The organism is Mycobacterium sp. GA-2829 (assembly GCF_001499965.1).
Taxonomy (GTDB): domain Bacteria; phylum Actinomycetota; class Actinomycetes; order Mycobacteriales; family Mycobacteriaceae; genus Mycobacterium.
Window position 1 is genome coordinate 14,335 of sequence record NZ_LQIT01000042.1, and the last position, 20,717, is coordinate 35,051.

A 20,717-nucleotide genomic window follows, 5' to 3' on the forward strand; every position below is an offset into this window, starting at 1 on the left:
CGGCTCAACCGGCCGTGTGGACGATCAGGATGTCGACCTTGGCGCGCCGGGCGACATTCGCGGGTACCGAGCCGAGTAGCCGGCCGGCAACCGTGTCGAGTCCCACATCGCCGACGACGAGCAGGTCGGCGTTCACCTCGTCGGCGAGTTTGATCAGTGCGTCGACCGCCGCACCCACGATCGCTCGCTCCTCGATTCGCTGCGCGCCGACGGCTTTCGCCCGATCGTGGGCTTCCCGCAGGACCGCGTAGGTGGGAGCGCTGCCGTGCAACATGTAGCCCTCCCGGCCGAGGCTGTCGGAGCCGCTGCGGTCGGTGATCCCGTCCGGCGACGGGGGCCTCGACCAATGGCCCTTCTCGACGGCGGGGAAGTGCGCGCTGGCCAGGACCAGCCGGGCATTCTCCGCAAGGGCGACCTCGGCGGCCCGTTCGACCGCCCGCAGCGACGACGCCGAGCCGTCGGTCCCGACGACCACGGTCCGATACCCGTCCATATCGCCTCCCGTCGCACGGCTGTGGACCACCTCGGCGCAAAAAGGGAGAAGCGGTCCCGAATCGGCGTCGCGTTTTCCGGTCATGCGACCCGAAGACGAGAAGGCGCTCGGATTTCCCGCGCCGGGGCGTGGATCAATTCTCGATCGATCGATCTCCCAGTGGATGATCATTTTCGACCTTGAATTGTTCGAAGCGGTGCACCATGCGCTCGCTCAACCGGATGAGCGGGTCCTCGTGCCCACCGGGCATGGTGTACGCCAGCTTCCGCAGTTCGATGGCAAACCCGTATAGATCCCGGCTCAGTGATCCGGCATTCATGAATTCGACCTCCCGGGAGGGGTATTTCCAAACGCAAAATAGTCGGCGGATTTTGATCTTGTGGAGATAATCCGCCGGCACCCGAGTTTCTCCCGACCACCCTCTGATGGGGAACCTTTTCATCCTGGCAAGATTCTGAGGATTCACCGGGTTGCGAATGCGCGCCATGAATGGCTGGGCATCCGCTCAACCATTCCGCGAATTGCCGCTGCGCGTAATTCCGGTGTTGGCGGGCGTGTTCTCGTTCGCCGGCCAATGCACTCGAAGCGCTACTCCGCCTTGGTGATCGGCAGCGCTTCGGCGTGCGGTCGGGCGGCGAGCCGGCCCGGTTCGGCGAGGATCTTGGACCCGCGCACACCGCTACCGACGACGACGCGGGGCTGTTCGAGCACGAGTTCGTCGATGAGGATCGGCCAGCCCCCGGGCAGCCCGACGGGGGTGATGCCCCCGTACTCCATGCCGCTGAGTCCTACGGCGATGTCCATCGGCGCGAACGACGCCTTGCGCGCGTCGAGCCGCTTGCGCACGACGCCGTTGACGTCGGCGCGCGCGGTGGCCAGCACCAGGCACGCTGCGTACCAGACCCGGTCGGCGCGCTTGGCCTCCACGACCACGCAATTGGCCGAGTGCTCGAGGGCGATGCCGTAGTGCGCGCAGAATTCGGCGGTATCGGCCAGGTCGGGATCGATCGCGCTGACCCACAGCCCCCGCGGGCCGTGGCTCTCCACATTCCGCCGGACAGGCTCGGCCACGAGGTCGAGCGCGTCGGCGATCGGTGTGAACTCGAGGGCGCCCAGACGCTGCACGTCCCCGGCCCGGTCCCGCTCACTCATGGCATCACCCTGACATACGCTCGCTGCGTGAACGCAGCCGCTGCGGTGGGGGTCGCCGCGATCTTCGTCTGGGTGGGCATGGTGGTCGCGATCTCGTTCCTCGAAGCACCGCTGAAGTTCCGGGCGCCCGGCGTGACGTTGCCGCTCGGACTCGGCATCGGACGGCTCGTGTTCCGTGCCCTCAACGGTGTCGAGGCGGTGCTCGCGGCCGCGGTGGTCGTGACGCTGCTGGTGCACCGACCGGGGATCGGCGTCATCGCCTCGGCCGCGGTCGCGATCGTGTGCCTGCTGGTGCAGGTGCTGGCCGTGCGTCCGCGGTTGAGCCGGCGGTCGGATGCGGTGCTCGCGGGTGCGGAGGGACCGCGCTCGCACGCGCACTTCTGGTACGTCGGTTTCGAGGTGGTCAAGCTGGTCGCGCTGATCGTCGCCGGGGTGCTCCTGCTCACCACGGCGTAGGTAAACCTACCCTCAGTCGCTCGGGTAGGCTCGTCGCTCAAATGACCGAGATCGATGAGGCGCTCAAGCCGGTCCTGCCCCGTGAACTGACGACCATCTCCGACGAGGTGCGCGCCGTACCGGCCCCGCCGCTGCCCGTGTTGGCCGAACCGTTCGCGCTGCGCCCTGCCGACCCGGCCGCCGACGCGGAGATGGTCTCGGAGTGGATGAACCGGCCCCACCTCGTCGAGGCGTGGGAGTACCCCTGGCCGCCGGAGCGGTGGCGGCGCCACATGCAGGCACAGGTCGACGGGGAGTATTCCCGTCCGCTGATCGGCAGCTTCAAGGGCACCGACCTGTGCTACGTCGAGTTGTACCGGGCGGCCAAGGATTCCATCGCGCCGCGGTACGACGCCGACCCGTACGACATCGGCATGCACGCCGCGATCGCCGACATGAAATTCGTCAACCGGGGGTTCGCGCCGCTGCTGCTGCCGCGCGTGGTGGCCAGCGTCTTCGAGATCGATCCGCGTTGTCGCCGCATCATGTTCGACCCCGACCACCGCAACACCGGCGCCCGCCGGGTCTGCGAATTCGCCGGCTGCACCTTCCTCGGCGAACATGACATGGCCAACCGGCGCATGGCGTTGTACGCGCTGCCGCGGACCCCGCAGGACGCGCCGGCGGCCGTCGACCGCTAGCTAGTCGTCGTCGCTGACCGGCGAGTCGATCAGTTCGTCGTAGCCGTCGTAGTCGGGGCGCATGGCCGCGGCGACCAGTTCCCACAGCACCTCGTCGGTGCCGCCGCCCACGCGCGCCAGTTTCATGTCGCGCCACCAGCGGCCCAGCGGGGTCTCATCGGTGAGATAGCCCGAACCACCGAAGATGTGCATGCATTCGGAGACCACCTCTTCGCCGAGGCGTGCGGCGGTGACCTTCATCGCGGCCGCCGCGCGCAGGTCGAGGCGGCCGCCCGCGGCGATGCCCGCCAACGCGTACCGCAGCATGTCGACCCGGGCCTGCAGGTCGGCCATCCGCATCCGCAGCGCCTGGTGCTCGTAGAGGGTGTGACCGAACTGGCGGCGTTTCATCATGCGCGCCAGCGTGATTCCGATGACGCGTTGGCTCGCGCCCGCCACCTGGCCTGCGATCGAGAGCCGCTCGTGCGCCAGCCCCCACGAGATCGCCGCCAACCCGGTGCCCGGGCGCGCGACGAGCGCGTCGGCGGGCACCCAGGTGTCGATGTGCACCGCCGCGGTGTCCAGCGGACCCGCGCCCACCTTGTTGTACGGCGTCTGCACCTCGACCTGGCTGGTCGGGACCGCGATCACGACGACGTTGCCGTGCCTGCTGGTCGGGTCGTGGTCGACGTTGCGGGCCACCACTATGATGTGGTCGGCGATCGGCGACAGCGACACGAACTTCTTGACACCGCGGACTTCGTAACCGTCACGCGCGGAACGCACTTCGGTGCCCACGATCTGCAGATCGGATCCACCGGACATCTCCGAGGCGCCGATGCACAGCACCGCCTCACCGCGGATCGCCTGTTCGCAGATGGTGCGCAGGTAGTCGTTCTTGGCGAAGCGCCGCAACAGCGCGATGGCCGAATCGTGGAGGCTGACCCCGACGCCGATGCCGGCCGAACCCAGCTTGCCCAACTCGATGGCGAGCGCGATGAGCTTCGCCACGTCCGGCTGCTGGCCGTCGCCCCATTTCTGCGCGAACACCTCGTGCTTCCCGAGATGTTCGATCAGTTGACGCGGGAAGCGTTCTGTCGCTTCGGCTTCGGCGGTCCAGGCCTTGACCTCGTCGTCGAACACCCGGGCCAGCAGATCCTCGTAGTCCTCGGCGGCGATGCCCGTCACCCGTTCACCTCTTCCAGATTGCGTTTGACCTCCAGGCGGCGCAGCTTGCCCGACGAGGTGCGCGGCAGCGCACCCGGTTCGAGGAACACCACGTTCGACGGCACGACACCGCAGGCTGAGGCGACCCGAGCCACGAGCTCGCTGCGCGCCGCCGGTTCGTCCGTTCCGCGGAACTCCGCGGCGATGACCAGGCCCGGGCGCACGGCGCGTTCACCGGTGCCCACGGCGACCACCGCACCCTCGCGCACACCGTCTACCTGACTTGCGACGCGCTCGACCTCCGCCGGGAAGATGTTTCGGCCTGCGACGGTGATCAACTCCTTCGCCCGTCCGCACACCACCAGGCCAGCGTCGACGAAGTAGCCGAGATCGCCCGTGGGAAGCCAGGTTCCAGGCGGCAACGGCGTCTCGCCGAGGTAGCCGCTCATCAGCGACGAGCCACGGATCTCGATCTCGCCGATCTCGCGGCCGTCGACCTCGTCGGTGGCGCCGCCGGTGGGGGAGATACGTACCTGCATCCCGGGGATCGCCTCGCCGACGACGGCGTGCTCGCGGACGTAGTGCCCGCTGTCGGTGCGCACCTCGACCGTGTCGGTGCGCAACCCGGTCCCGAGCAGGGGAACCGTTACCGCGCAGGTGGATTCGGCCAGACCGTAGGACGGGGACAGCGCCGCGGCGTCGAACCCGAACCGCGCCATCGTGGTGGCGAAGCCCCGCGTGCCGTCACAGTCGACGGGTTCACCGCCGTTGAGCGCGAAGCGGACCGACCCGAGGTCGAGGCCGGTCAACCGGCTGCCGTACTTTCCGATGAGCCCGTAGGCCATGTTGGGCGCGGCGGTCAGGGTGGCGCGGCTCTCGGTGAGCCAGTGCAGCCAGCTGAACGGCGACGCGGAGAACGCGGTCGTGGGTGCCTGCCACACCTCGGCGCCGCCCAGTGCGCCCGCGAGCAGGAACGTCAGCCCCATGTCGTGGTAGAGCGGCAACCATGAACACCCGACGTCGTCGGGGGCGATGTCGACGCGGGTGAGCAGTCCGCGCAGATTCGCGAGCACGGCCTGCGGCGTGAGCTGGGCGGTGCGCGGTGTCCCGGTCGATCCGGCGGTGCCCTGCAGGACCGCGAACTCGCCGTCGCGGGGCATTGGCGGGCCCGCATCGGCCCGGCGTGTCTGTGCGGCCCGGGTGACGTCGCGGGTGGGCACGGGCGCCGTCACGGCACGGAGCGCGTCGAGGTGTGCACCGTGGCTGTAGACCAGGTTCGCGCCGATCGCGGCGGCGCGCTGCATGGTGTGGTGCGCCCACTGCTCGAGGTCGGCACCGCGCACGGGTCCGGGCAGGACCGACACCGCGGCGCCGGCGTAGAGGATGCCCGGGATGGCCGAGATGAACTCGACGGTGGGTTCTCCGACCAGCACCACGACCGCGGCGCCGTCGTCGGCGAGGTCGCTCGCGACGTTCTCGGCGCGCGTGTGCACCTCGGCCCATGGATGGCGAATCCAGATTCCGTCGTCGAGGACGACGAGGTCGCGGCCGCTGGACGTCATCGCATCGGCCAGCGCTGACGCCAGCGGGTTCACTGTGTGCTCTGCGAGCTCGGCACCTTGGCCAGGATCGCGGCCTCGAGGTCGCCGACCGTATCGCAGCTGAGCAGGTCCTCCTCGGTCAGCGCGACGCCGAGGCGGTCCTCGATCGCGACCATGCCGACGGCGAACGCGACCGAGTCCAGACCGACGTCGTCGATCAGTCGGGATTCGCGGGTCACCCGACGGACGTCGACGTTCATGTCGTCGCGCAGGATCTCCGTCAGGGCGGTGCTGATGGCCTCAGGGTTACTCGTTTGCACGCGCACGGACGGTACACCTCCCAGTCAGGTAAGGCTAGGCTTACCCGCCGGGGCCGATGAACGTCACAGCGTGCCGCGGCGCACCCCGTCGTCGACCCACACCGCACCCGGCACGGTCTCGACGGTGACCACCCCGTGGCGGCCGGTGACCTCGTCGATCACCCGGGCACCCGCCGCGATCCGGTCCGGGGTGTCGATGACGATGGTCGTAACCGGGACGTGCCTCCCGACCCGCAACAGGTGGTCGGCCAGCGGCGCCTCGCCGCCCTGGAAGCCCCACGCGCCCCGGAACACGGTGGCGCCGGCACTCGCGTGCAGATCGCGCAGCCGATGGACGAGGGCCCGGTGCACGGGCATCCCGTCGTGCAGCGCCGACGCGCGGGTCTGCACGGTCAGCTTCCGGAGACCGTCCGGGTGGATGGCGCCCGCCGCGGGTGCGACGGGTTCGCCGTGCAGCGTGGAGGTGTTGACCGCCTCGACGGTGAGCATCTGCACGCCGGGTGTCGCGCGCAGTGCGTCGACGACGTCGGTCGCCCGCGCCGTCGGACCCATCCCGACGACCATCGCGGGCACGTCGACGTTGCGGCTGAAGAACCGGGCGCGCCGACGGTGTCCGTCCGCGGTGCCGTCCACCCCGACGTAGGCGGTCGCGGTGTGGAAACCGTTGCGGCGCAACACCTCACACACGGCGGCATAGGCCAGCACTCCGCCGATCCGCCCGCCCCGGCGCACGTAGACACTCAGCCGGGTCAGCGGCGTGCCCGGCATCGGCCCGGCCGCCGGGTGGACCGACTCCCGGGTGATCAGCCCGCGGGTCACCAGCCCGGTCGCCTGCGCGGCGAGCTCGCGCATCTTCGCCGTGTCGTCGACCGCGATGACCGCGATCGGCGGGTCCTCCGACCCGGTCAACGTCACGTCGCTGCGCAGATCGTGCCGCGGTCCGAAGCCCGCGATACCGCGGATCACGATGCTGGTCGTCACCGCCGCCGCGGCGTAGCGGTCGAGCAGCGCGTCGGCGGTGAACCGGTCGCCGCTGCGCTGCCGCTCACCGAAGTACGCGGTCACCTTGGTCAGGTCCCCGGTCACACCAGGCTCCCCAGCCACAGGCCCGCCGCGGCGGCCGCGAGGCCCAGCGCGACGCTGCCGACGATGTTGGCGATGGCCGGCCGGCCCCGGCGCTCCTCGGCGAGGCGCTGGGTCTCCAGCATCCACGTCGAGAAGGTCGTATAGGAGCCGACGAACGCGGTGCCCGCGAGCAGCGCGAGGTGAGGACTCAGCGCCATCCCGCCGAGGAACCCGAGCAGCACCGCTCCGCTGACGTTGACGGCCAGCGTCCCGAACGGGAAAGGTCGCCCCACAGCCTTGGTGACGGCCCGGTCGACGAGGAAGCGGCACACCGCCCCCAGGCCGCCGAGGACCGCCACGCCCGCCCACACGATCATCGGCGGATCCGTGCCCGGCGCACCAGCGCCGTCGCCACCACGACCGCCAGCACGCCCGCGGCCAGGCTGGCCGCCGTGTAACCCGCCGCCAGCGCGACGTGGCCGTGTTCGAGCATCCGCACCGTCTCCACCTGCATGGTCGAGAACGTGGTCAGCCCGCCGCACAATCCGGTGCCCAGGAGCGGGCGGCGGTAACTCGACACCGGCAGCCGTTCGAGCAGCCGGGTGGTGAAGTAGCCGAGCAGGAACGCCCCGACGATGTTGACGGTGAACGTCGGCCACGGCCACCGGCTCGGCTCATCCGCGGCGAGCTCGGCCAGCCCCGCCCGCGCCAGCGTCCCCAGCGCGCCGCCGACGAAGACCGCGGCCAGTTCCCGACCGTCGAAACGAGGCATGACCGAGAGTATGGCGGGAATACCTCCAGCCGTCCGACAGCGTGACGGCACCGAGAGGCAGAATCGAGAACATGGCGGCCCATCCCCGCGCCGGTCAGCCGGCGCAACCCGAAGACCTCATCGACGTCGCACAGGTCGTGACGGCCTATTACGCCGTGCAACCCGATCCCGACGACGTCGCCCAGCAGGTGACGTTCGGGACGTCCGGGCATCGCGGGTCGAGCCTGGACGCGGCGTTCAACGAGGCGCACATCCTGGCCACCACGCAGGCCATCGCGGAGTACCGCGCCGCCCAGGGCTTCACCGGCCCGTTGTTCATCGGCCGCGACACCCACGCGCTCTCGGAGCCGGCATGGACGTCGGCGATCGAGGTGTTGGCCGCCAACGACGTTGTCGCGATGGTGGATTCGGCCGATCGCTACACGCCGACGCCCGCGGTCAGCCACGCCATCCTGGCATTCAACCGGGGGCGGGACTCCGATTTGGCCGACGGCATCGTCGTCACCCCGTCGCACAACCCGCCGCGCGACGGCGGCTTCAAGTACAACCCGCCCAACGGCGGGCCTGCCGACACCGACGCCACCGGTGCGATCGCCAAACGGGCCAACGAGATCCTGCGCGACGGACTGCGCGCGGTGAAGCGCGTGCCGCTGGCCCGCGCGCTGCAGAGCGCCCAGCGTCACGACTACCTCGACGCCTACGTCGCCGATCTGCCCAGCGTGGTCGACCTGCACGCGATCCGCGCCGAGGGGATCCGCATCGGCGCCGACCCGCTCGGCGGGGCGAGCGTCGACTACTGGGGCGCGATCGCCGAGCGGCACGGACTGAATCTGACCGTGGTCAACCCGCTCGTGGACGCGACGTGGCGGTTCATGACCCTCGACGGCGACGGCAAGATCCGGATGGACTGCAGCTCGCCGAATGCGATGGCTGGGTTGATCCACAAGGTGAACGGTGCAAGCGCCGACTACCAGATCGCCACCGGCAACGACGCCGACTCCGACCGGCACGGCATCGTCACTCCCGACGGCGGGCTGATGAACCCCAACCACTACCTCGCCGTCGCGATCGACTACCTGTTCGCCCACCGGCCGAACTGGCCGACGTCGACGGCGGTCGGCAAGACCGCCGTCAGCTCGTCGATCATCGACCGGGTGGTGGCCGGTCTCGGCCGCACCCTGCAGGAGGTGCCGGTCGGCTTCAAGTGGTTCGTCGACGGGCTGATCGGCGGGACAATCGGTTTCGGTGGTGAGGAGAGTGCGGGGGCGTCGTTCCTGCGCACCGACGGCACCGTGTGGACGACCGACAAGGACGGCATCATCCTCGCGCTGCTGGCGTCGGAGATCCTCGCCGTGACGGGGTCGACGCCGTCTCAGCGGTACGCCGAACTCGCCGAGAAGTACGGGGCGCCGACCTACGCGCGCATCGACGCCCCGGCCGACCGTGAGCAGAAGGCGCGGCTGGCCAAGCTCTCGCCCGAGCAGGTCACCGCCACCGAACTGGCCGGCGAGCCGATCACCGCGAAACTCACCGCCGCCCCGGGCAACAACGCACCGCTGGGCGGGTTGAAGGTCACCACCGAGAACGCGTGGTTCGCCGCGCGGCCGTCGGGCACCGAGGACGTGTACAAGATCTACGCCGAATCCTTCAAGGGGCCCGATCATCTGGCCGAGGTGCAGGACGCCGCCCGCGAGGTGGTGGCGGCGGTCATTTCATGACGTCCTCGACGGAGGCCGACTGTTCGACGGGGAAACGGCGGCTGCCGCGCGAAGTCTGGGTGCTGGTCGCGGCGAATGTCGTGGTGGCGCTGGGCTACGGCGTGGTGGCCCCGGTGCTCCCGCAGTACGCGCGGCACTTCGGTGTCACGATCAGCGCGGCGACGTTCGTCATCACCGCGTTCGCGGTCATGCGGCTGGTCGGGGCGGCGCCGGCGGGGCTGCTCGTCCAGCGGCTGGGGGAGCGGCGCGTCTACATCAGCGGCCTGATCATCGTCGCGCTGTCCACCGCGGCGTGCGCCTTCGCCGAAACCTATTGGCAGCTACTGATATTCCGTTCCCTGGGCGGGGTGGGTTCGGCGATGTTCACGGTGTCCTCGTTGGGGCTGATGATCCGGATATCGCCGTCGGATGCGCGGGGCCGCGTGGCGGGGTTGTTCTCGTCCGGGTTCATGGTCGGCTCTGTCGGCGGGCCCATCCTTGGCAGCCTCACCGCGGGCTTCGGATTGTCGGCGCCGTTCCTGATCTACGGCGCGGCGCTGCTGGTCGCGGCGACTGTCGTGTTCGTCAGCCTGCGCGGTTCGGCCGTGGTGTCCCGCCCCGACGAGGACGACGCGGCGCCCGTGCCGTTCAAGGCGGTGTTCCGGCACCGGGCGTACCGGGCGGCGCTGTTCTCCAACTTCGCGACGGGCTGGGCGTCGTTCGGGCTGCGGATCGCGCTGGTGCCGCTGTTCGTCGTGGAGGGGCTCGGCCGCAGTGCCGGCGCGGCCGGGCTGGCGCTGACGGCGTTCGCGGTGGGCAACATCTCGGTGGTCATCCCCAGCGGGTATCTGTCCGACCGGCTGGGGCGGCGCAAACTGCTGATCGCCGGGCTCACGCTGGCCGCGGTGTCGACGGCGCTGGTGGGCTTCACCACGTCGCTGCCGGTGTTCCTGGCCGCGGCCTATGTCTCGGGTGCGGCCACCGGCATCTTCGTCTCCCCGCAGCAGGCGGCCGTGGCCGATGTGGTCGGTAACAAGTCGCGCGGCGGGACCGCGGTCGCGACGTTCCAGATGATGGCCGACATCGGGTCGATCGGCGGCTCGCTGCTGGTGGGCCTGATCGCCCAGTACACGTCGTTCGTGTGGGCGTTCATGGTCAGCGGGATCATCCTCGGTCTGGCGGCGCTGGGCTGGGTCTTTGCGCCGGAGACCAGGGTGCGGCCGGAGACCGGCACCACCCCCGCGCGCCCACTGGGCCCGGAGGCCGGTGGCGAAGTCCCCTGACCAGCGATTTTGAGTGACCACCCCTCGTGGTGTAATTTCGGTGAGCACGCATTACGGGGCTATGGCGCAGTTGGTAGCGCACCACACTGGCAGTGTGGGGGTCAGGGGTTCGAATCCCCTTAGCTCCACTCTTGGAAACCCGCTCTGACCATCGGTCGGGGCGGGTTTCGTCGTTTGCGGGCACGTCGGAGATCCGTCTTGACGACCGTGCAGGCCGACGCTTTAGCCGGATCGGCCGCGCCACCCGGCTCGCGCCGCGAACGCGTCGAGCACGCTGAGGACTTCTGGTGCGCGCCAGGCTCTGTTGCGAGCGCGGTCGGTGAACTCGACGATTATTCCGGCGGCGGTCAACGGGTCGACATATCGGCGAGCGTTCCCGGTCGTTATGCCAAGTTCACGCTGAAGAAGTTGCGCGTTGAAGACCGGATGCTGGATGAGCAGGTCGGCGACCCGATGAACAGCTGAATCGCGCCGGGCGGTGATCCTGGTATTCCATTCTTCGCGAATCGATCTGAGGTCGGTGACCAGTCGGCGCCCGTTCGCGACCGCGAGCAGCGACGCTTCCGAGAGGCGCTCGACCATGGGTGCGGGATCACCGTCGCGATAGGAGCCGAGGGCGCCGAAGTAGGCGTCGGTGTCGGTGAGGAGCCCGGCCGAGACCGGGACGGTGATCTGGCGAGTAAGTCGCTTGTGGCGCAGCATCGCTTGGATGAGTGCGCGGCCGGTCCGGCCGTTGCCGTCGGTGAAGGGATGGATGGTCTCGAATTGTGCGTGGGCGATGGCGATCTGGGGGAGGCTGGGCACATCGGCGCGACGGGTGAAGGCCAGCAGATCCTCGATCGCGCCGGGCACGCGGGTGTGATGAGGTGCGATGTAGTCCGCGCCGCGGGGGCCGAAGTTCCCACCGCCAATCCAAACTTGCCCGGTGCGCCAGCGTCCAGTTGAGTCGTGATCGCTGTTGCGCATCAGGGCCGCGTGCATAGCCAGGATCGCTTTGTCGTCGAGTCGGTCGGCCAGGGCGACCGCAGCCTTCATGGCTTCGGTGTTGCTCACGATCAGGGCGGCATTGCACCGGCTGGTGTCGCCGAGGGCTTCGGCTTCAGCGATCGCGCGGGCGGAGGCGGTCAGGTTCTCGATGTTCGAACTCGCCGCGGACTCCGATTGCAGCAAGACGGCGCCGAAGGGCGCGATCTCGTCGCCGAGCTCAGCGTCGAAACGTGCGATCTCATTGCTCGCTTCTTCAGCATCGGCCAGGACCGCCGCAGGAAGCGCCACCGCGAGTTCGGCGATGGAAGCCGGGATCGCCGCCTCGTACTTTCCGGCTTGTCGCTGCGCCGCCCGCAGGTCCGCGAGTCCGTAACCGGCTTCGACGGGCGCGTCCCGCGTCAGCGTCTCGTACGTGAGCGCGGTGCCCTCGTCAGCTGATGCCACACAACAGAGATGGCATCACTTCATGCCTTAAGTGATGCTATCGAGCGCCCGCGATCATCATGTTTCAGCTGGCTGTTCGCGGACCTCTTCGCCTCCACTGGGAGTGCCGTCTCGTCCCTATAGGCGGTTCGTTGACCACAAGTGTGACGACAACGCCGACGACAGTAGCGTGCCCAACTACGTTTACAACACGTCGTCACCGCCGGTAAAAAGCCTGTTCACGGCCACTGCCCGGTCCCGGCAGTGTGGGGGTCAGGGTTCGAATCCCCTTACCTCCACTTCTTGGTTTTGCGGACCAGTTCACCGTCGGCGACCACCACCGCCACCACGACCGCGGGGCGGTCTTGGCGCCGGACCGGGACGCCCGATGTCTGGTCGATCCGGGGGCCTGATGTCGGGAGGTCGCGGAACCGGGATGTCGACATCGAGGTCGACGTCGACGACGTCCGGGACGTAGACGGGCAGCCACGGGTCGACGTACACCGTGGGGGCCGGCGGCGGCGGGTATACGCACCGGATGGTCACGACGTTCCAATACATCCCCGGGGGGCACGGCGGTGGGGGCGGCTGCGCGCGGCCGACGGGCGCTGGCACGAGTTCGATCAGCGGCAGGACTGTCAGGATCACGGCGGACACGGCGATGCGCTGTATCAAAGGCTTCATCGGACGTCTTCTCTCAGTCGCCTCTGGGGGAGAATTCTAGGTGCGTCGGCAGCCCGATATGTCCGAATCCGATGGTGTCGCGTGGGAACGTGACCTTTCAAACACACTCTGCGAGCGTGAAATTCGGTACACGTCGCGGTCGGCAGTCTTATCGTTTCTCGATAGGTGCGGGATTCTCACACCTCCATATCGCGGAAGCAGCCGTGCGATGACGTCAGTGCTACAGCAGGCCGGGATCAGCCCGAACGCCGGTGAGCCAGAGTTCTCGACGCCGACACGATTTACCCCACGGCGGGCCAACAGTCGACGATCCAGTGGAGGAGAAGAGCAATGACGTTGCTGCGACAAGGTTTTCATCAACGAGCGGTGATCGCGGCCGTCGGTGCCGCCGCGTGGACCGGTGCGGCGCTTCTCGGCGGCACCGCGATTGCCAGCGGCCAGCCACCACCCGCACCGCCGAACTGCACGCCCGCGGATTGGGCCGGCGTACGGGCGGGTGTCGCTGCTGCGGTCTCGGCCTATCTGTTCACCCACCCACCTGTGAACGATTACTTCGCAACCCTCAAAGGGCAGCCCAGGGAGGAGATGCGGCCGCAGATCCAGCAATATCTCGACGCCAATCCGCAGGTGCGCGCCGAACTCGAGGCCATCAGGAGGCCGGCCGTGGACTTCCTCGCCCGTTGCGAGTAGCGCTCCGAGAATGGATCTGGCGAGCTGGATCCTCGGTCTGTCACTCATCGTGCTGACCATCGCCATCCACACGACGGGAGTGGTGGTGATGGCGTTTCGCATGGAACCGAGGATTCGTAGGCGCGTGGGGAAGTACGCGCTCGATCCGCAGCGCGCGATCCCCATGGTGAGTGCGAGCATCGGATTGGTGGCGCTGAAACTGGCGATTCTGCACGGGTTGGAAGGGGTGCTCTGGGCGTCGGCGTACCGTTGGCTCGGCGCCTTCGACTCGTTCACGAACGCGTCGGTGTATTCGCTCAGCACGATGGTGTCACTCGACGTTCCCGGTCTGGTCCTGCCTGAACGGCTGCGCTTGACAAGCGCTTTGGAGGCGGTCAACGGTGTGCTGCTCTTCGGTATCAGCACAGCCTTCATGTTCGCCGTGATGCAGGCGTACTTCTCCACACTGTTCCGTCGAGGCCCTCACGATACTCAGGCCGAGGAGGATCGGTAAGCGCGAATTAGTGGCCTAAGCAAGAGGGTTGGCGATCCTCCAGGCGAAAGATGTACGACGGGTGCGGGTGAGTCTCACACTGAGGTGGTCGACGTCGAGCGAAAGCAGATCGCCTTCGTCGATCGACGATCGACGCACATCAAGCGAGCGTTGATTGGGGTAATCATGGTTAGCGCGAACGAACGTGCCCACGCACCGTCGGCCACGGGATCGTTTTTCAAGGACCGCTTGCGCGAAGAAGTCGCTGCGACGACACGGCACTGGTGGCTCATGCTCGTCGTGGGCGCACTCTGGATCGTCGCGGCGATAGTGATACTGCGATTCGACTACACCACTGTGGCCGCCATCGCCGCGCTCTTCGCCGGCGTCTGCTTCGTCTCGGCGGTCAACGAGGCGATGGTGGGTGCGGTGTCCCCGCCGGGCTGGCGAATCATGCACTGGCTGCTGGCGGCGGCGTTCGTCGTCGTCGGCGTGTTCGCCTTCGTGCGCCCGGATCCGACCTTCGTCGGACTGGCAGCGGTGATGAGCTTCTACTTCATCTTCCGCGGCGGCTTCGACATCGCCTCGGCGATCGCGGGCAGCGGATCACCGGGTTGGTGGGTCCTGCTGCTCGCGGGCTTCGCGCAGATCGCGCTCGGCTTCTGGGCCGCGGGGTCCTGGAAGGTTTCCGTCGTCCTGCTCGTCTCGTGGGTCGCGGCCGCCGCACTGCTGCATGGAATCGGCCAGATCTCGACCGCGTTCATGCTCCGCCGCGTGGGCAAGGAGATGGCCGCTTGACTCAACCCCGGCCGTCGGGCTGGTCGTTGTTCTTCTGCGCACCCCACCCGTGCACCCGGTCGATCTCGATCAGCGCGCTGACGCGGGCCCGCTTGCGGTCGGGGTACTCCTTGCCCTGATAGTGCTGCGACAGCGCGTCGATGTCCGCCAGCCCCTCGTCGTCGTACATCTCGGTGACGTGGCCGATGAGCGTGAGATGGGTGTACCAGTCGGTGTCGTCGATGACCGTCAGCGACACCCGCGGCTCATTGCGCATGTGCTCCAAGCGTTTTCGCGCGACATCCATGTTGACCAGCACGCGGCCGTCGTCACGCAGCAGGTACCACGTCGCGGCCGATACCGGTTGGCCGTCGCGGCGCACGGTGCTGATGACGGCGGGGTTCGGCTTCGACAACATCTTCTTGGCGTCGTCGGTCAACTGTGTCGATGTCATATCCCGGGGGTTGCCCGAACTACGAGCGCTCAAGCGGGCGGATACTCAGACCCATGACAGCGAAATGGGACGTCGTGATCGTGGCCCCCTTCGAGGAGGGCATCGAGCACCCCTCGGACGAAGATTTGCAGTCCACCACGATCGACGCCGCCGATGAGGTCGCTGCGCGGCAGACCTATGCCGACGAGTTGAAGGCCGCCGCAGGCCGCCGGCACACCGCCGTGCAGCTGCGCCGCGACGGGCGCATCGTCGAGCAGTGGCCCGCCTGAGTCACTTGGCGCGCCGCCGGGAGGCCACCCAGCGGTCGACGGTCTCGCGCGCCCATCCCTGATTGCGCCCGACCGTGACATCGGGTTCCGGGAAGTCCACGTAGCCCTTCACCGTCGCCAGACTGACGCCGAGATACTCGGCGATCTCGCCCCGCGACATGAAATGCAGCACCACGAATGGTGAGCCTACCCGACCGGATGGCAACATACTTAAAGACGAAACCAGCTCTACTTACTAGTGCAAATAGTTCGTTTGAACTGTATTTTTGTCCGCAACGATAGGTTGCTAGAGACCCCCTTAAAGGGGTTTAGTCGCCGCCATGAAAGCCGTCCTTAAGGTGGCGACCGCCGCCACTTCCATCGCGATCACCACCGCCGCCCCCGCCGTGGGCGACACCGCTCTCTATGTCGGTGGGACCGGCTGGCCGGGCACGCCGTCGCATTCGCAGATGACCTGGCTGCAGAACGACCTCTACGCCGGCCGCGACGACACGCTCGTCGGCGTCGGCTACCCGGCCTCGCCGGTGATGATGGACCAGTCGGTCGCGGTGGGCGCCAAGAATCTCGGCAACTTGGTCAAGACCACCAGTGGGCCGAAGACCGTCGTCGGCGTCTCCCAGGGCAGCCTGGTGCTGCACGCGGAGGAGAGGCGCATCATGGCCCTGCCCGAGGACCAGCGGCCGGCCAAGGGCGACCTGCGATTCGTCTACATCGCCGACCCGGCCCGGCCGAACAACGGCATCGCCAACCAGTTGCCCAAGGGTGTGCGGATCCCCGGGATCGGGCTCACCAGGCCGGCACCGCCGGTCGAAACCCCGTACGAGACGGTCTACGTCACCCGCGAGTACGACGGCATCGCCGACTTCCCCGACCGTCCCCTCAACCTGCTGGCCACCGCCAACGCGCTGATGGGCGGGGTGTATCTGCACGCGAACTACGGCGTCGACCTGAACGACATCCCGAAGAGCAACATCACGGAGGCGACGAACACCAAGGGCGGCGTGACCAAGTCGTACATCATCCCCACAAAGGAACTGCCGCTGACCAAGCCGCTGCGCCAGCTGGGGGTCGACCGCCGCATCGTCGACGAGGTCGACAAACACCTGCGACCCGTGATCAACGCCGGGTACAAGCGCCACGACGTCAAGCGCAACACGTTGTCCGGCACCGAGGAGCAGCGCGAGTCCGAGGATCGGGACAACCGCACGAACTCCGCCAAGGACGACGAGGACGCCGCGCCGACCACCACGCCGACGAACACCACGACGACCGACGCCGAGGACAACGACGCCGACAAGGACGCCGCGGCCGCGTCGTAGGATTCGCGGGTGGCTCCCGACGAGCGGCGACTCGACGATCTGAAGCGTCTACGCAGAGTCCGCGACCGGATGGATCGCGACTACGCGCAACCCCTCGACGTCGAAGCCCTCGCCCGCGGAGTCGGCATGTCCGCCGGCCACCTCAGCCGCCAGTTCAAGGCCGCCTACGGCGAATCGCCCTACAGCTACCTGATGACGCGCCGCATCGAACGCGCGATGGCGCTCCTGCGCCGCGGCGACCTCAGCGTCACCGAAGTCTGCTTCGCCGTTGGCTGTTCGTCGCTCGGCACCTTCAGCACCCGGTTCGCCGAGCTCGTGGGCGTACCGCCCAGCACCTACAGCATGCAACTCGCCGACGCGAGCGCCGAACCGCCGTCGTGCGTGACGAAAGTGGTGACCCGACCGGTCAGGAATCGAGAAGCGCCGGCGGTGGCGCCCCACTTACGGTGAGTCCATGGACATCACCATCCTCAACACCTTTCTCCCGCACGAAGACCCCGAACAGTCGCTGGCGTTCTACCGCGACGTGCTCGGCTTCGAGGTCCGCCTCGACGTCGGCGGCGGCAAAATGCGCTGGATCACGGTCGGTCCGCCCGACCAGCCGGGCACCTCGATCGTCCTGCACCCGGCGGGCGCGGACCCCGGCACCACCGACGAGGAGCGGCGGGTCATCGCCGAGATGATGGCCAAGGGCACCTACGCGATCGTCGTGCTGGCCACCAAGGACCTCGACGCCACGTTCGAACGTCTGCAGGCACGCGGCGCCGACATCGTCGCCGAACCGACCGTCCAGCCGTACGGTGTCCGTGACTGTGCCGTCCGCGATCCCGCGGGCACCATGATCCGTATCCAGGAGCTGCCCTGACCCATGGCCCAGACCACGAGCACGCACGCCGCCGACAGCCACGACGTCATCCGGGTGGTCGGCGCCCGCGAGAACAACCTCAAGAACATCGACGTCGAATTGCCCAAGCGCCGACTGACCGTGTTCACCGGAGTCTCGGGTTCGGGTAAGAGCTCGCTGGTGTTCGGCACCATCGCCGCGGAGTCGCAGCGCCTGATCAACGAGACCTACAGCGCGTTCCTGCAGGGTTTCATGCCGTCGATGTCCCGGCCGGACGTCGACGTCCTCGAAGGTCTGACGACGGCGATCGTGGTCGACCAGGAGCGGATGGGCGCCAACCCGCGCTCGACGGTCGGCACCGCCACCGACGCGCATGCCATGCTGCGAATCCTGTTCAGCCGCATCGGCGACCCGCACATCGGCTCACCGCAGGCGTTCTCGTTCAACGTCGCCTCGGTCAGCGGTGCGGGTGCGGTGACGTTCGAGAAGGGCGGCCGCACCGTCAAGGAGCGGCGCGAATTCTCGATCACCGGAGGGATGTGCCCCTGCTGCGAGGGCCGCGGCGCGGTCTCCGACTTCGACCTCACCGCCCTTTACGACGACTCCAAGTCGCTCAACGAGGGCGCGTTGACGATCCCCGGCTACAGCATGGACGGGTGGTACGGCCGGATCTACCGCGGCTGCGGCTATTTCGACCCCGACAAGCCGATCCGCAAGTACACCAAGAGGGAACTCAACGACCTGCTCTACCGTGAGGCGACGAAGATCAAGGTCGACGGGGTGAACCTCACCTACGCCGGTCTCATCCCCACCATCCAGAAGTCGTTCCTGAGCAAGGACGTCGACGCGATGCAACCGCACATCCGGGCGTTCGTCGACCGGGCGATCACGTTCGCGACCTGCCCCGAGTGCGACGGCACCCGGCTCACCGCCGAGGCGCGGTCGTCGAAGATCAACGGCTGCAGCATCGCCGACGTGTGCGCGATGCAGATCAGCGACCTCGCCGAGTGGATCCGCGGCGTCGACGAGCCGTCGGTCGGCCCGCTGCTGGCGGGGCTGCGGCACCTGCTCGACTCGTTCACCGAGATCGGTCTCGGTTACCTCTCGCTCGACCGGCCCGCGGGCACGCTGTCCGGGGGAGAGGCGCAGCGCACGAAGATGATCCGGCACCTCGGATCGTCGCTGACCGACGTCACCTACGTCTTCGACGAACCGACCGTCGGGCTGCATCCCCACGACATCGAGCGGATGAATACGCTGCTGCTGCGCCTGCGGGACAAGGGCAACACCGTGCTCGTCGTCGAACACAAACCCGAGATGATCGCGATCGCCGACCATGTCGTCGACCTCGGTCCCGGCGCCGGCGGCGCCGGCGGTGAGGTGGTCTTCGAGGGCACGCTGAACGGACTCCGTAAGAGCGGCACCCTGACCGGACGGCATCTCGACGACCGGGCGACGCTGAAAGAGACTGTGCGGCAACACAACGGAGCGCTGCAGATCCGAGGCGCGGCGACGAACAACCTGCGCGACGTCGACGTGGACATCCCGCTGGGCGTGCTCGCGGTGCTCACCGGTGTCGCAGGGTCGGGTAAGAGCTCGCTCGTCGACGGTTCGTTGGCCAACCGCCCGGAGGTGGTCGCCATCGACCAGGGCGGGATCCGCGGCTCGCGGCGCAGCAACCCCGCCACCTACACCGGGCTGCTCGACCCGGTCCGCAAGGCGTTCGCGAAGGCCAACGGGGTCAAACCCGCGCTGTTCAGTGCGAACTCCGAGGGTGCCTGCCCGGCGTGCAAGGGCGCCGGTGTCATCTTCACCGAGCTCGGCGTGATGGCGACCGTGGAATCGCCGTGCGAGCAGTGCGAGGGCCGCCGGTTCCAGCCCGCGGTGCTCGAGTACACGCTCGGCGGGCGCAACATCGCCGACGTGCTCGAGATGCCGGTCGCCGATGCGCTCACCTTCTTCGCCGACGGCGATGCCCGCACGCCGGCCGCGCACAAGGTGCTCGAACGCCTGGCGGACGTCGGGTTGGGTTACCTGTCTGTGGGACAGCCCCTTTCGACGCTCTCCGGCGGCGAGCGCCAGCGTCTCAAACTCGCCACCCGGCTGGGGGACACCGGTGCCGACAAGAAGGACGTCTATGTGCTGGACGAGCCGACGTCGGGTCTGCACCTCGCCGACGTCGAACAGCTGCTCGCACTGCTCGACCGGCTGGTCGACGGCGGGAAGTCGGTCATCGTCATCGAACACCACCAGGCTGTGATGGCCCACGCCGACTGGATCATCGACCTGGGGCCGGGTGCCGGCCACGACGGTGGACGGGTCGTGTTCGAAGGCGCACCGGCCGATCTGGTCGCGAGCAAGGCGACGTTGACGGGCCGACACCTCGCCGAGTACGTCGGCGCCTGATCACCGCCCGGCGCGCGCCATGATCGTCGCGTCCCGGTCGACGATCCGCACCATCGCGTCCAGGTCGGAGGCCACCTGGCCGAACGCCGTGTGGAGCGCGTCGAGTGCGGTCTGGTCCGGCGGGTCGGGCAGTACCGCGCAGCGGCCCTCGACGTCGCGTGCGCTCTCGACGACGGTTTGCAGCGCGCGCGTCAGGTCGGGGTCCGGGGTGTCGACGATCCCCGACATCTCGACGGTGATGGGTGCGAGCATCTGGCTGCAGTAGAACTTGATGGCCGCGGCGTCCCGGGCGGCGATCGCGTCCTGGACCTGGGGACGCACCTGTCGGGTCACCTCGGTCGCGGTGTCGAGCGTGCCCGACGAGGCGGTCACCCACTCCCACATCGCCTCGCGCGCGGCACGGGTGGGTGCGCGCACCCCCCACCCCTCCTGCACGACGGTCGGCGTCGCGGTGATGGAGCCGCCGACGGACGCCGGGTGTTCGACAGGCTCTCGGTCCCGCCCGGTGCCGACGCTGAGCCCGCCCGCCAACAGCGCCGCGGTCAGCACGACCGCCCCGAGGACGGCGACGATCGCTTTACGTGGATCGGCGCGCCGTCGCGACGTCGGCGTATGCGCTCCCGGAGTCCATCCCGGCGGTGCCCCAGGTCCCCCCATGCGTCAGAGACTAGTTGTGAGTGCAAAGGTCTGCGGGGCTTCGGCGGCACCTGAGGCCGAGAGAATTGACGTTTGTGTTTATTCGGTGCGACGGCGGGTACGGGCAGATGACCACGTCAACGGCCGCGGG

The 20,717-nt window shown here is 68.3% G+C and carries 26 protein-coding genes and 1 tRNA gene; 13 read left to right on the plus strand and 14 right to left on the minus strand.

From position 1 onward, the window contains the following. Positions 1-4: 4 nt before the first annotated feature. The 3 genes from AU194_RS22580 to AU194_RS22590 all read right to left on the minus strand — a co-directional run bounded on the left by AU194_RS22580 (position 5) and on the right by AU194_RS22590 (position 1,645). Entirely contained in the window at positions 5-493 is a 489-nt protein-coding gene (locus AU194_RS22580; RefSeq protein WP_059091499.1) for a universal stress protein, read from the minus strand. Between the two features lie 133 nt (positions 494-626). Then, positions 627-980, minus strand: a complete 354-nt coding sequence (locus tag AU194_RS31965; protein WP_157576427.1) for a hypothetical protein — start codon at positions 978-980, stop codon at positions 627-629. A gap of 101 nt (positions 981-1,081) precedes the next feature. Beyond that, complete coding sequence (locus AU194_RS22590; protein WP_082698799.1) at positions 1,082-1,645, minus strand: YbaK/EbsC family protein; 564 nt, start codon at positions 1,643-1,645, stop codon at positions 1,082-1,084. A 78-nt stretch (positions 1,646-1,723) separates the two neighbouring features. Here AU194_RS22590 and AU194_RS22595 point away from each other — a divergent pair, with 78 nt between their 5' ends. Next, complete coding sequence (locus AU194_RS22595; RefSeq protein ID WP_369804200.1) at positions 1,724-2,101, plus strand: hypothetical protein; 378 nt, start codon at positions 1,724-1,726, stop codon at positions 2,099-2,101. Between the two features lie 41 nt (positions 2,102-2,142). Beyond that, positions 2,143-2,781 carry a GNAT family N-acetyltransferase gene (locus tag AU194_RS22600; protein ID WP_059091502.1) on the plus strand — a complete coding sequence of 213 codons (639 nt, stop codon included), beginning with the start codon at positions 2,143-2,145 and terminating at the stop codon, positions 2,779-2,781. Here AU194_RS22600 and mbtN read toward each other — a convergent pair whose 3' ends face one another. The 6 genes from mbtN to crcB (AU194_RS22630) form a co-directional block, all read right to left on the minus strand. Next, complete coding sequence (gene mbtN, locus AU194_RS22605; protein ID WP_059091503.1) at positions 2,782-3,948, minus strand: mycobactin biosynthesis acyl-ACP dehydrogenase MbtN; 1,167 nt, start codon at positions 3,946-3,948, stop codon at positions 2,782-2,784. Then, positions 3,945-5,513, minus strand: coding sequence for a long-chain-fatty acid--ACP ligase MbtM (mbtM, locus tag AU194_RS22610; RefSeq protein ID WP_157576436.1), 1,569 nt, complete (start codon positions 5,511-5,513; stop codon positions 3,945-3,947). The genes mbtN and mbtM overlap by 4 nt, the downstream gene beginning before the upstream one ends. A 5-nt stretch (positions 5,514-5,518) precedes the next feature. Further along, positions 5,519-5,788: an acyl carrier protein gene (locus AU194_RS22615; protein ID WP_059091534.1), complete on the minus strand. Its 270-nt coding sequence runs from the start codon at positions 5,786-5,788 to the stop codon at positions 5,519-5,521. Positions 5,789-5,851: 63 nt separating this feature from the next. Beyond that, the gene (locus AU194_RS22620; RefSeq protein WP_059091504.1) at positions 5,852-6,874 is read right to left on the minus strand and encodes a DUF190 domain-containing protein; all 1,023 of its coding nucleotides are present in this window, start codon (positions 6,872-6,874) and stop codon (positions 5,852-5,854) included. After that, positions 6,871-7,230 carry a fluoride efflux transporter CrcB gene (gene crcB / locus AU194_RS22625; RefSeq protein WP_059091505.1) on the minus strand — a complete coding sequence of 120 codons (360 nt, stop codon included), beginning with the start codon at positions 7,228-7,230 and terminating at the stop codon, positions 6,871-6,873. Before crcB (AU194_RS22625) ends, AU194_RS22620 begins: the two co-directional genes overlap by 4 nt. Beyond that, on the minus strand, positions 7,227-7,625 hold the full coding sequence (gene crcB, locus AU194_RS22630) for a fluoride efflux transporter CrcB (protein WP_059091506.1): 399 nt from the start codon (positions 7,623-7,625) through the stop codon (positions 7,227-7,229). The genes crcB (AU194_RS22625) and crcB (AU194_RS22630) overlap by 4 nt, the downstream gene beginning before the upstream one ends. 71 nt (positions 7,626-7,696) lie before the next feature. Between crcB (AU194_RS22630) and pgm the strand changes: the two genes are divergently transcribed. The 3 genes from pgm to AU194_RS22645 all read left to right on the plus strand — a co-directional run bounded on the left by pgm (position 7,697) and on the right by AU194_RS22645 (position 10,733). Then, positions 7,697-9,343, plus strand: coding sequence for a phosphoglucomutase (alpha-D-glucose-1,6-bisphosphate-dependent) (pgm, locus tag AU194_RS22635; RefSeq protein WP_059091507.1), 1,647 nt, complete (start codon positions 7,697-7,699; stop codon positions 9,341-9,343). Further along, positions 9,340-10,605 (plus strand): MFS transporter, encoded by a 1,266-nt coding sequence (locus AU194_RS22640; RefSeq protein WP_059091508.1) that lies wholly within the window; start codon positions 9,340-9,342, stop codon positions 10,603-10,605. The genes pgm and AU194_RS22640 overlap by 4 nt, the downstream gene beginning before the upstream one ends. Before the next feature lie 55 nt (positions 10,606-10,660). Next, positions 10,661-10,733: transfer RNA gene (locus tag AU194_RS22645), tRNA-Ala, on the plus strand. 94 nt (positions 10,734-10,827) lie between these two features. On the opposite strand, the gene AU194_RS22650 is transcribed toward AU194_RS22645, so the two are convergent. Both AU194_RS22650 and AU194_RS31435 read right to left on the minus strand, forming a co-directional pair. Beyond that, complete coding sequence (locus AU194_RS22650; RefSeq protein WP_059091509.1) at positions 10,828-12,036, minus strand: Fic family protein; 1,209 nt, start codon at positions 12,034-12,036, stop codon at positions 10,828-10,830. A 300-nt stretch (positions 12,037-12,336) separates the two neighbouring features. Beyond that, positions 12,337-12,699 (minus strand): hypothetical protein, encoded by a 363-nt coding sequence (locus AU194_RS31435; protein ID WP_082698801.1) that lies wholly within the window; start codon positions 12,697-12,699, stop codon positions 12,337-12,339. A 330-nt stretch (positions 12,700-13,029) separates the two neighbouring features. On the opposite strand from AU194_RS31435, the gene AU194_RS22655 reads away from it, so the two are divergent. The 3 genes from AU194_RS22655 to AU194_RS22665 all read left to right on the plus strand — a co-directional run bounded on the left by AU194_RS22655 (position 13,030) and on the right by AU194_RS22665 (position 14,659). Then, on the plus strand, positions 13,030-13,389 hold the full coding sequence (locus AU194_RS22655) for a heme-binding protein (protein ID WP_059091510.1): 360 nt from the start codon (positions 13,030-13,032) through the stop codon (positions 13,387-13,389). Between the two features lie 10 nt (positions 13,390-13,399). Beyond that, a complete protein-coding gene (locus AU194_RS22660; RefSeq protein ID WP_059091511.1) occupies positions 13,400-13,882 on the plus strand; it encodes a hypothetical protein in 483 nt (160 codons plus the stop codon). A gap of 84 nt (positions 13,883-13,966) precedes the next feature. After that, positions 13,967-14,659 (plus strand): HdeD family acid-resistance protein, encoded by a 693-nt coding sequence (locus tag AU194_RS22665; protein WP_231743543.1) that lies wholly within the window; start codon positions 13,967-13,969, stop codon positions 14,657-14,659. Position 14,660: 1 nt separating this feature from the next. Here AU194_RS22665 and AU194_RS22670 read toward each other — a convergent pair whose 3' ends face one another. Further along, positions 14,661-15,092, minus strand: a complete 432-nt coding sequence (locus AU194_RS22670) for a TIGR03618 family F420-dependent PPOX class oxidoreductase (protein ID WP_059091512.1) — start codon at positions 15,090-15,092, stop codon at positions 14,661-14,663. Positions 15,093-15,145: 53 nt separating this feature from the next. Between AU194_RS22670 and AU194_RS22675 the strand changes: the two genes are divergently transcribed. Next, positions 15,146-15,361 carry a hypothetical protein gene (locus AU194_RS22675; RefSeq protein ID WP_059091513.1) on the plus strand — a complete coding sequence of 72 codons (216 nt, stop codon included), beginning with the start codon at positions 15,146-15,148 and terminating at the stop codon, positions 15,359-15,361. Position 15,362: 1 nt separating this feature from the next. Here the strand turns inward: AU194_RS22675 and AU194_RS22680 are convergent, their stop codons facing one another. Continuing rightward, a complete protein-coding gene (locus tag AU194_RS22680) occupies positions 15,363-15,536 on the minus strand; it encodes an AlpA family transcriptional regulator (RefSeq protein WP_231737667.1) in 174 nt (57 codons plus the stop codon). 145 nt (positions 15,537-15,681) lie between these two features. Between AU194_RS22680 and AU194_RS22685 the strand changes: the two genes are divergently transcribed. The 4 genes from AU194_RS22685 to AU194_RS22700 all read left to right on the plus strand — a co-directional run bounded on the left by AU194_RS22685 (position 15,682) and on the right by AU194_RS22700 (position 19,930). Further along, positions 15,682-16,680 carry a PE-PPE domain-containing protein gene (locus AU194_RS22685; protein ID WP_082698802.1) on the plus strand — a complete coding sequence of 333 codons (999 nt, stop codon included), beginning with the start codon at positions 15,682-15,684 and terminating at the stop codon, positions 16,678-16,680. Between the two features lie 69 nt (positions 16,681-16,749). Continuing rightward, positions 16,750-17,130 (plus strand): helix-turn-helix transcriptional regulator, encoded by a 381-nt coding sequence (locus tag AU194_RS22690; RefSeq protein ID WP_231743547.1) that lies wholly within the window; start codon positions 16,750-16,752, stop codon positions 17,128-17,130. Positions 17,131-17,134: 4 nt separating this feature from the next. After that, positions 17,135-17,545 carry a VOC family protein gene (locus AU194_RS22695; RefSeq protein WP_059091515.1) on the plus strand — a complete coding sequence of 137 codons (411 nt, stop codon included), beginning with the start codon at positions 17,135-17,137 and terminating at the stop codon, positions 17,543-17,545. 3 nt (positions 17,546-17,548) lie between these two features. Next, positions 17,549-19,930, plus strand: coding sequence for an excinuclease ABC subunit UvrA (locus AU194_RS22700; RefSeq protein WP_059091516.1), 2,382 nt, complete (start codon positions 17,549-17,551; stop codon positions 19,928-19,930). Here the strand turns inward: AU194_RS22700 and AU194_RS22705 are convergent, their stop codons facing one another. Continuing rightward, positions 19,931-20,587: a hypothetical protein gene (locus AU194_RS22705; RefSeq protein WP_059091517.1), complete on the minus strand. Its 657-nt coding sequence runs from the start codon at positions 20,585-20,587 to the stop codon at positions 19,931-19,933. Positions 20,588-20,717: the final 130 nt, after the last annotated feature.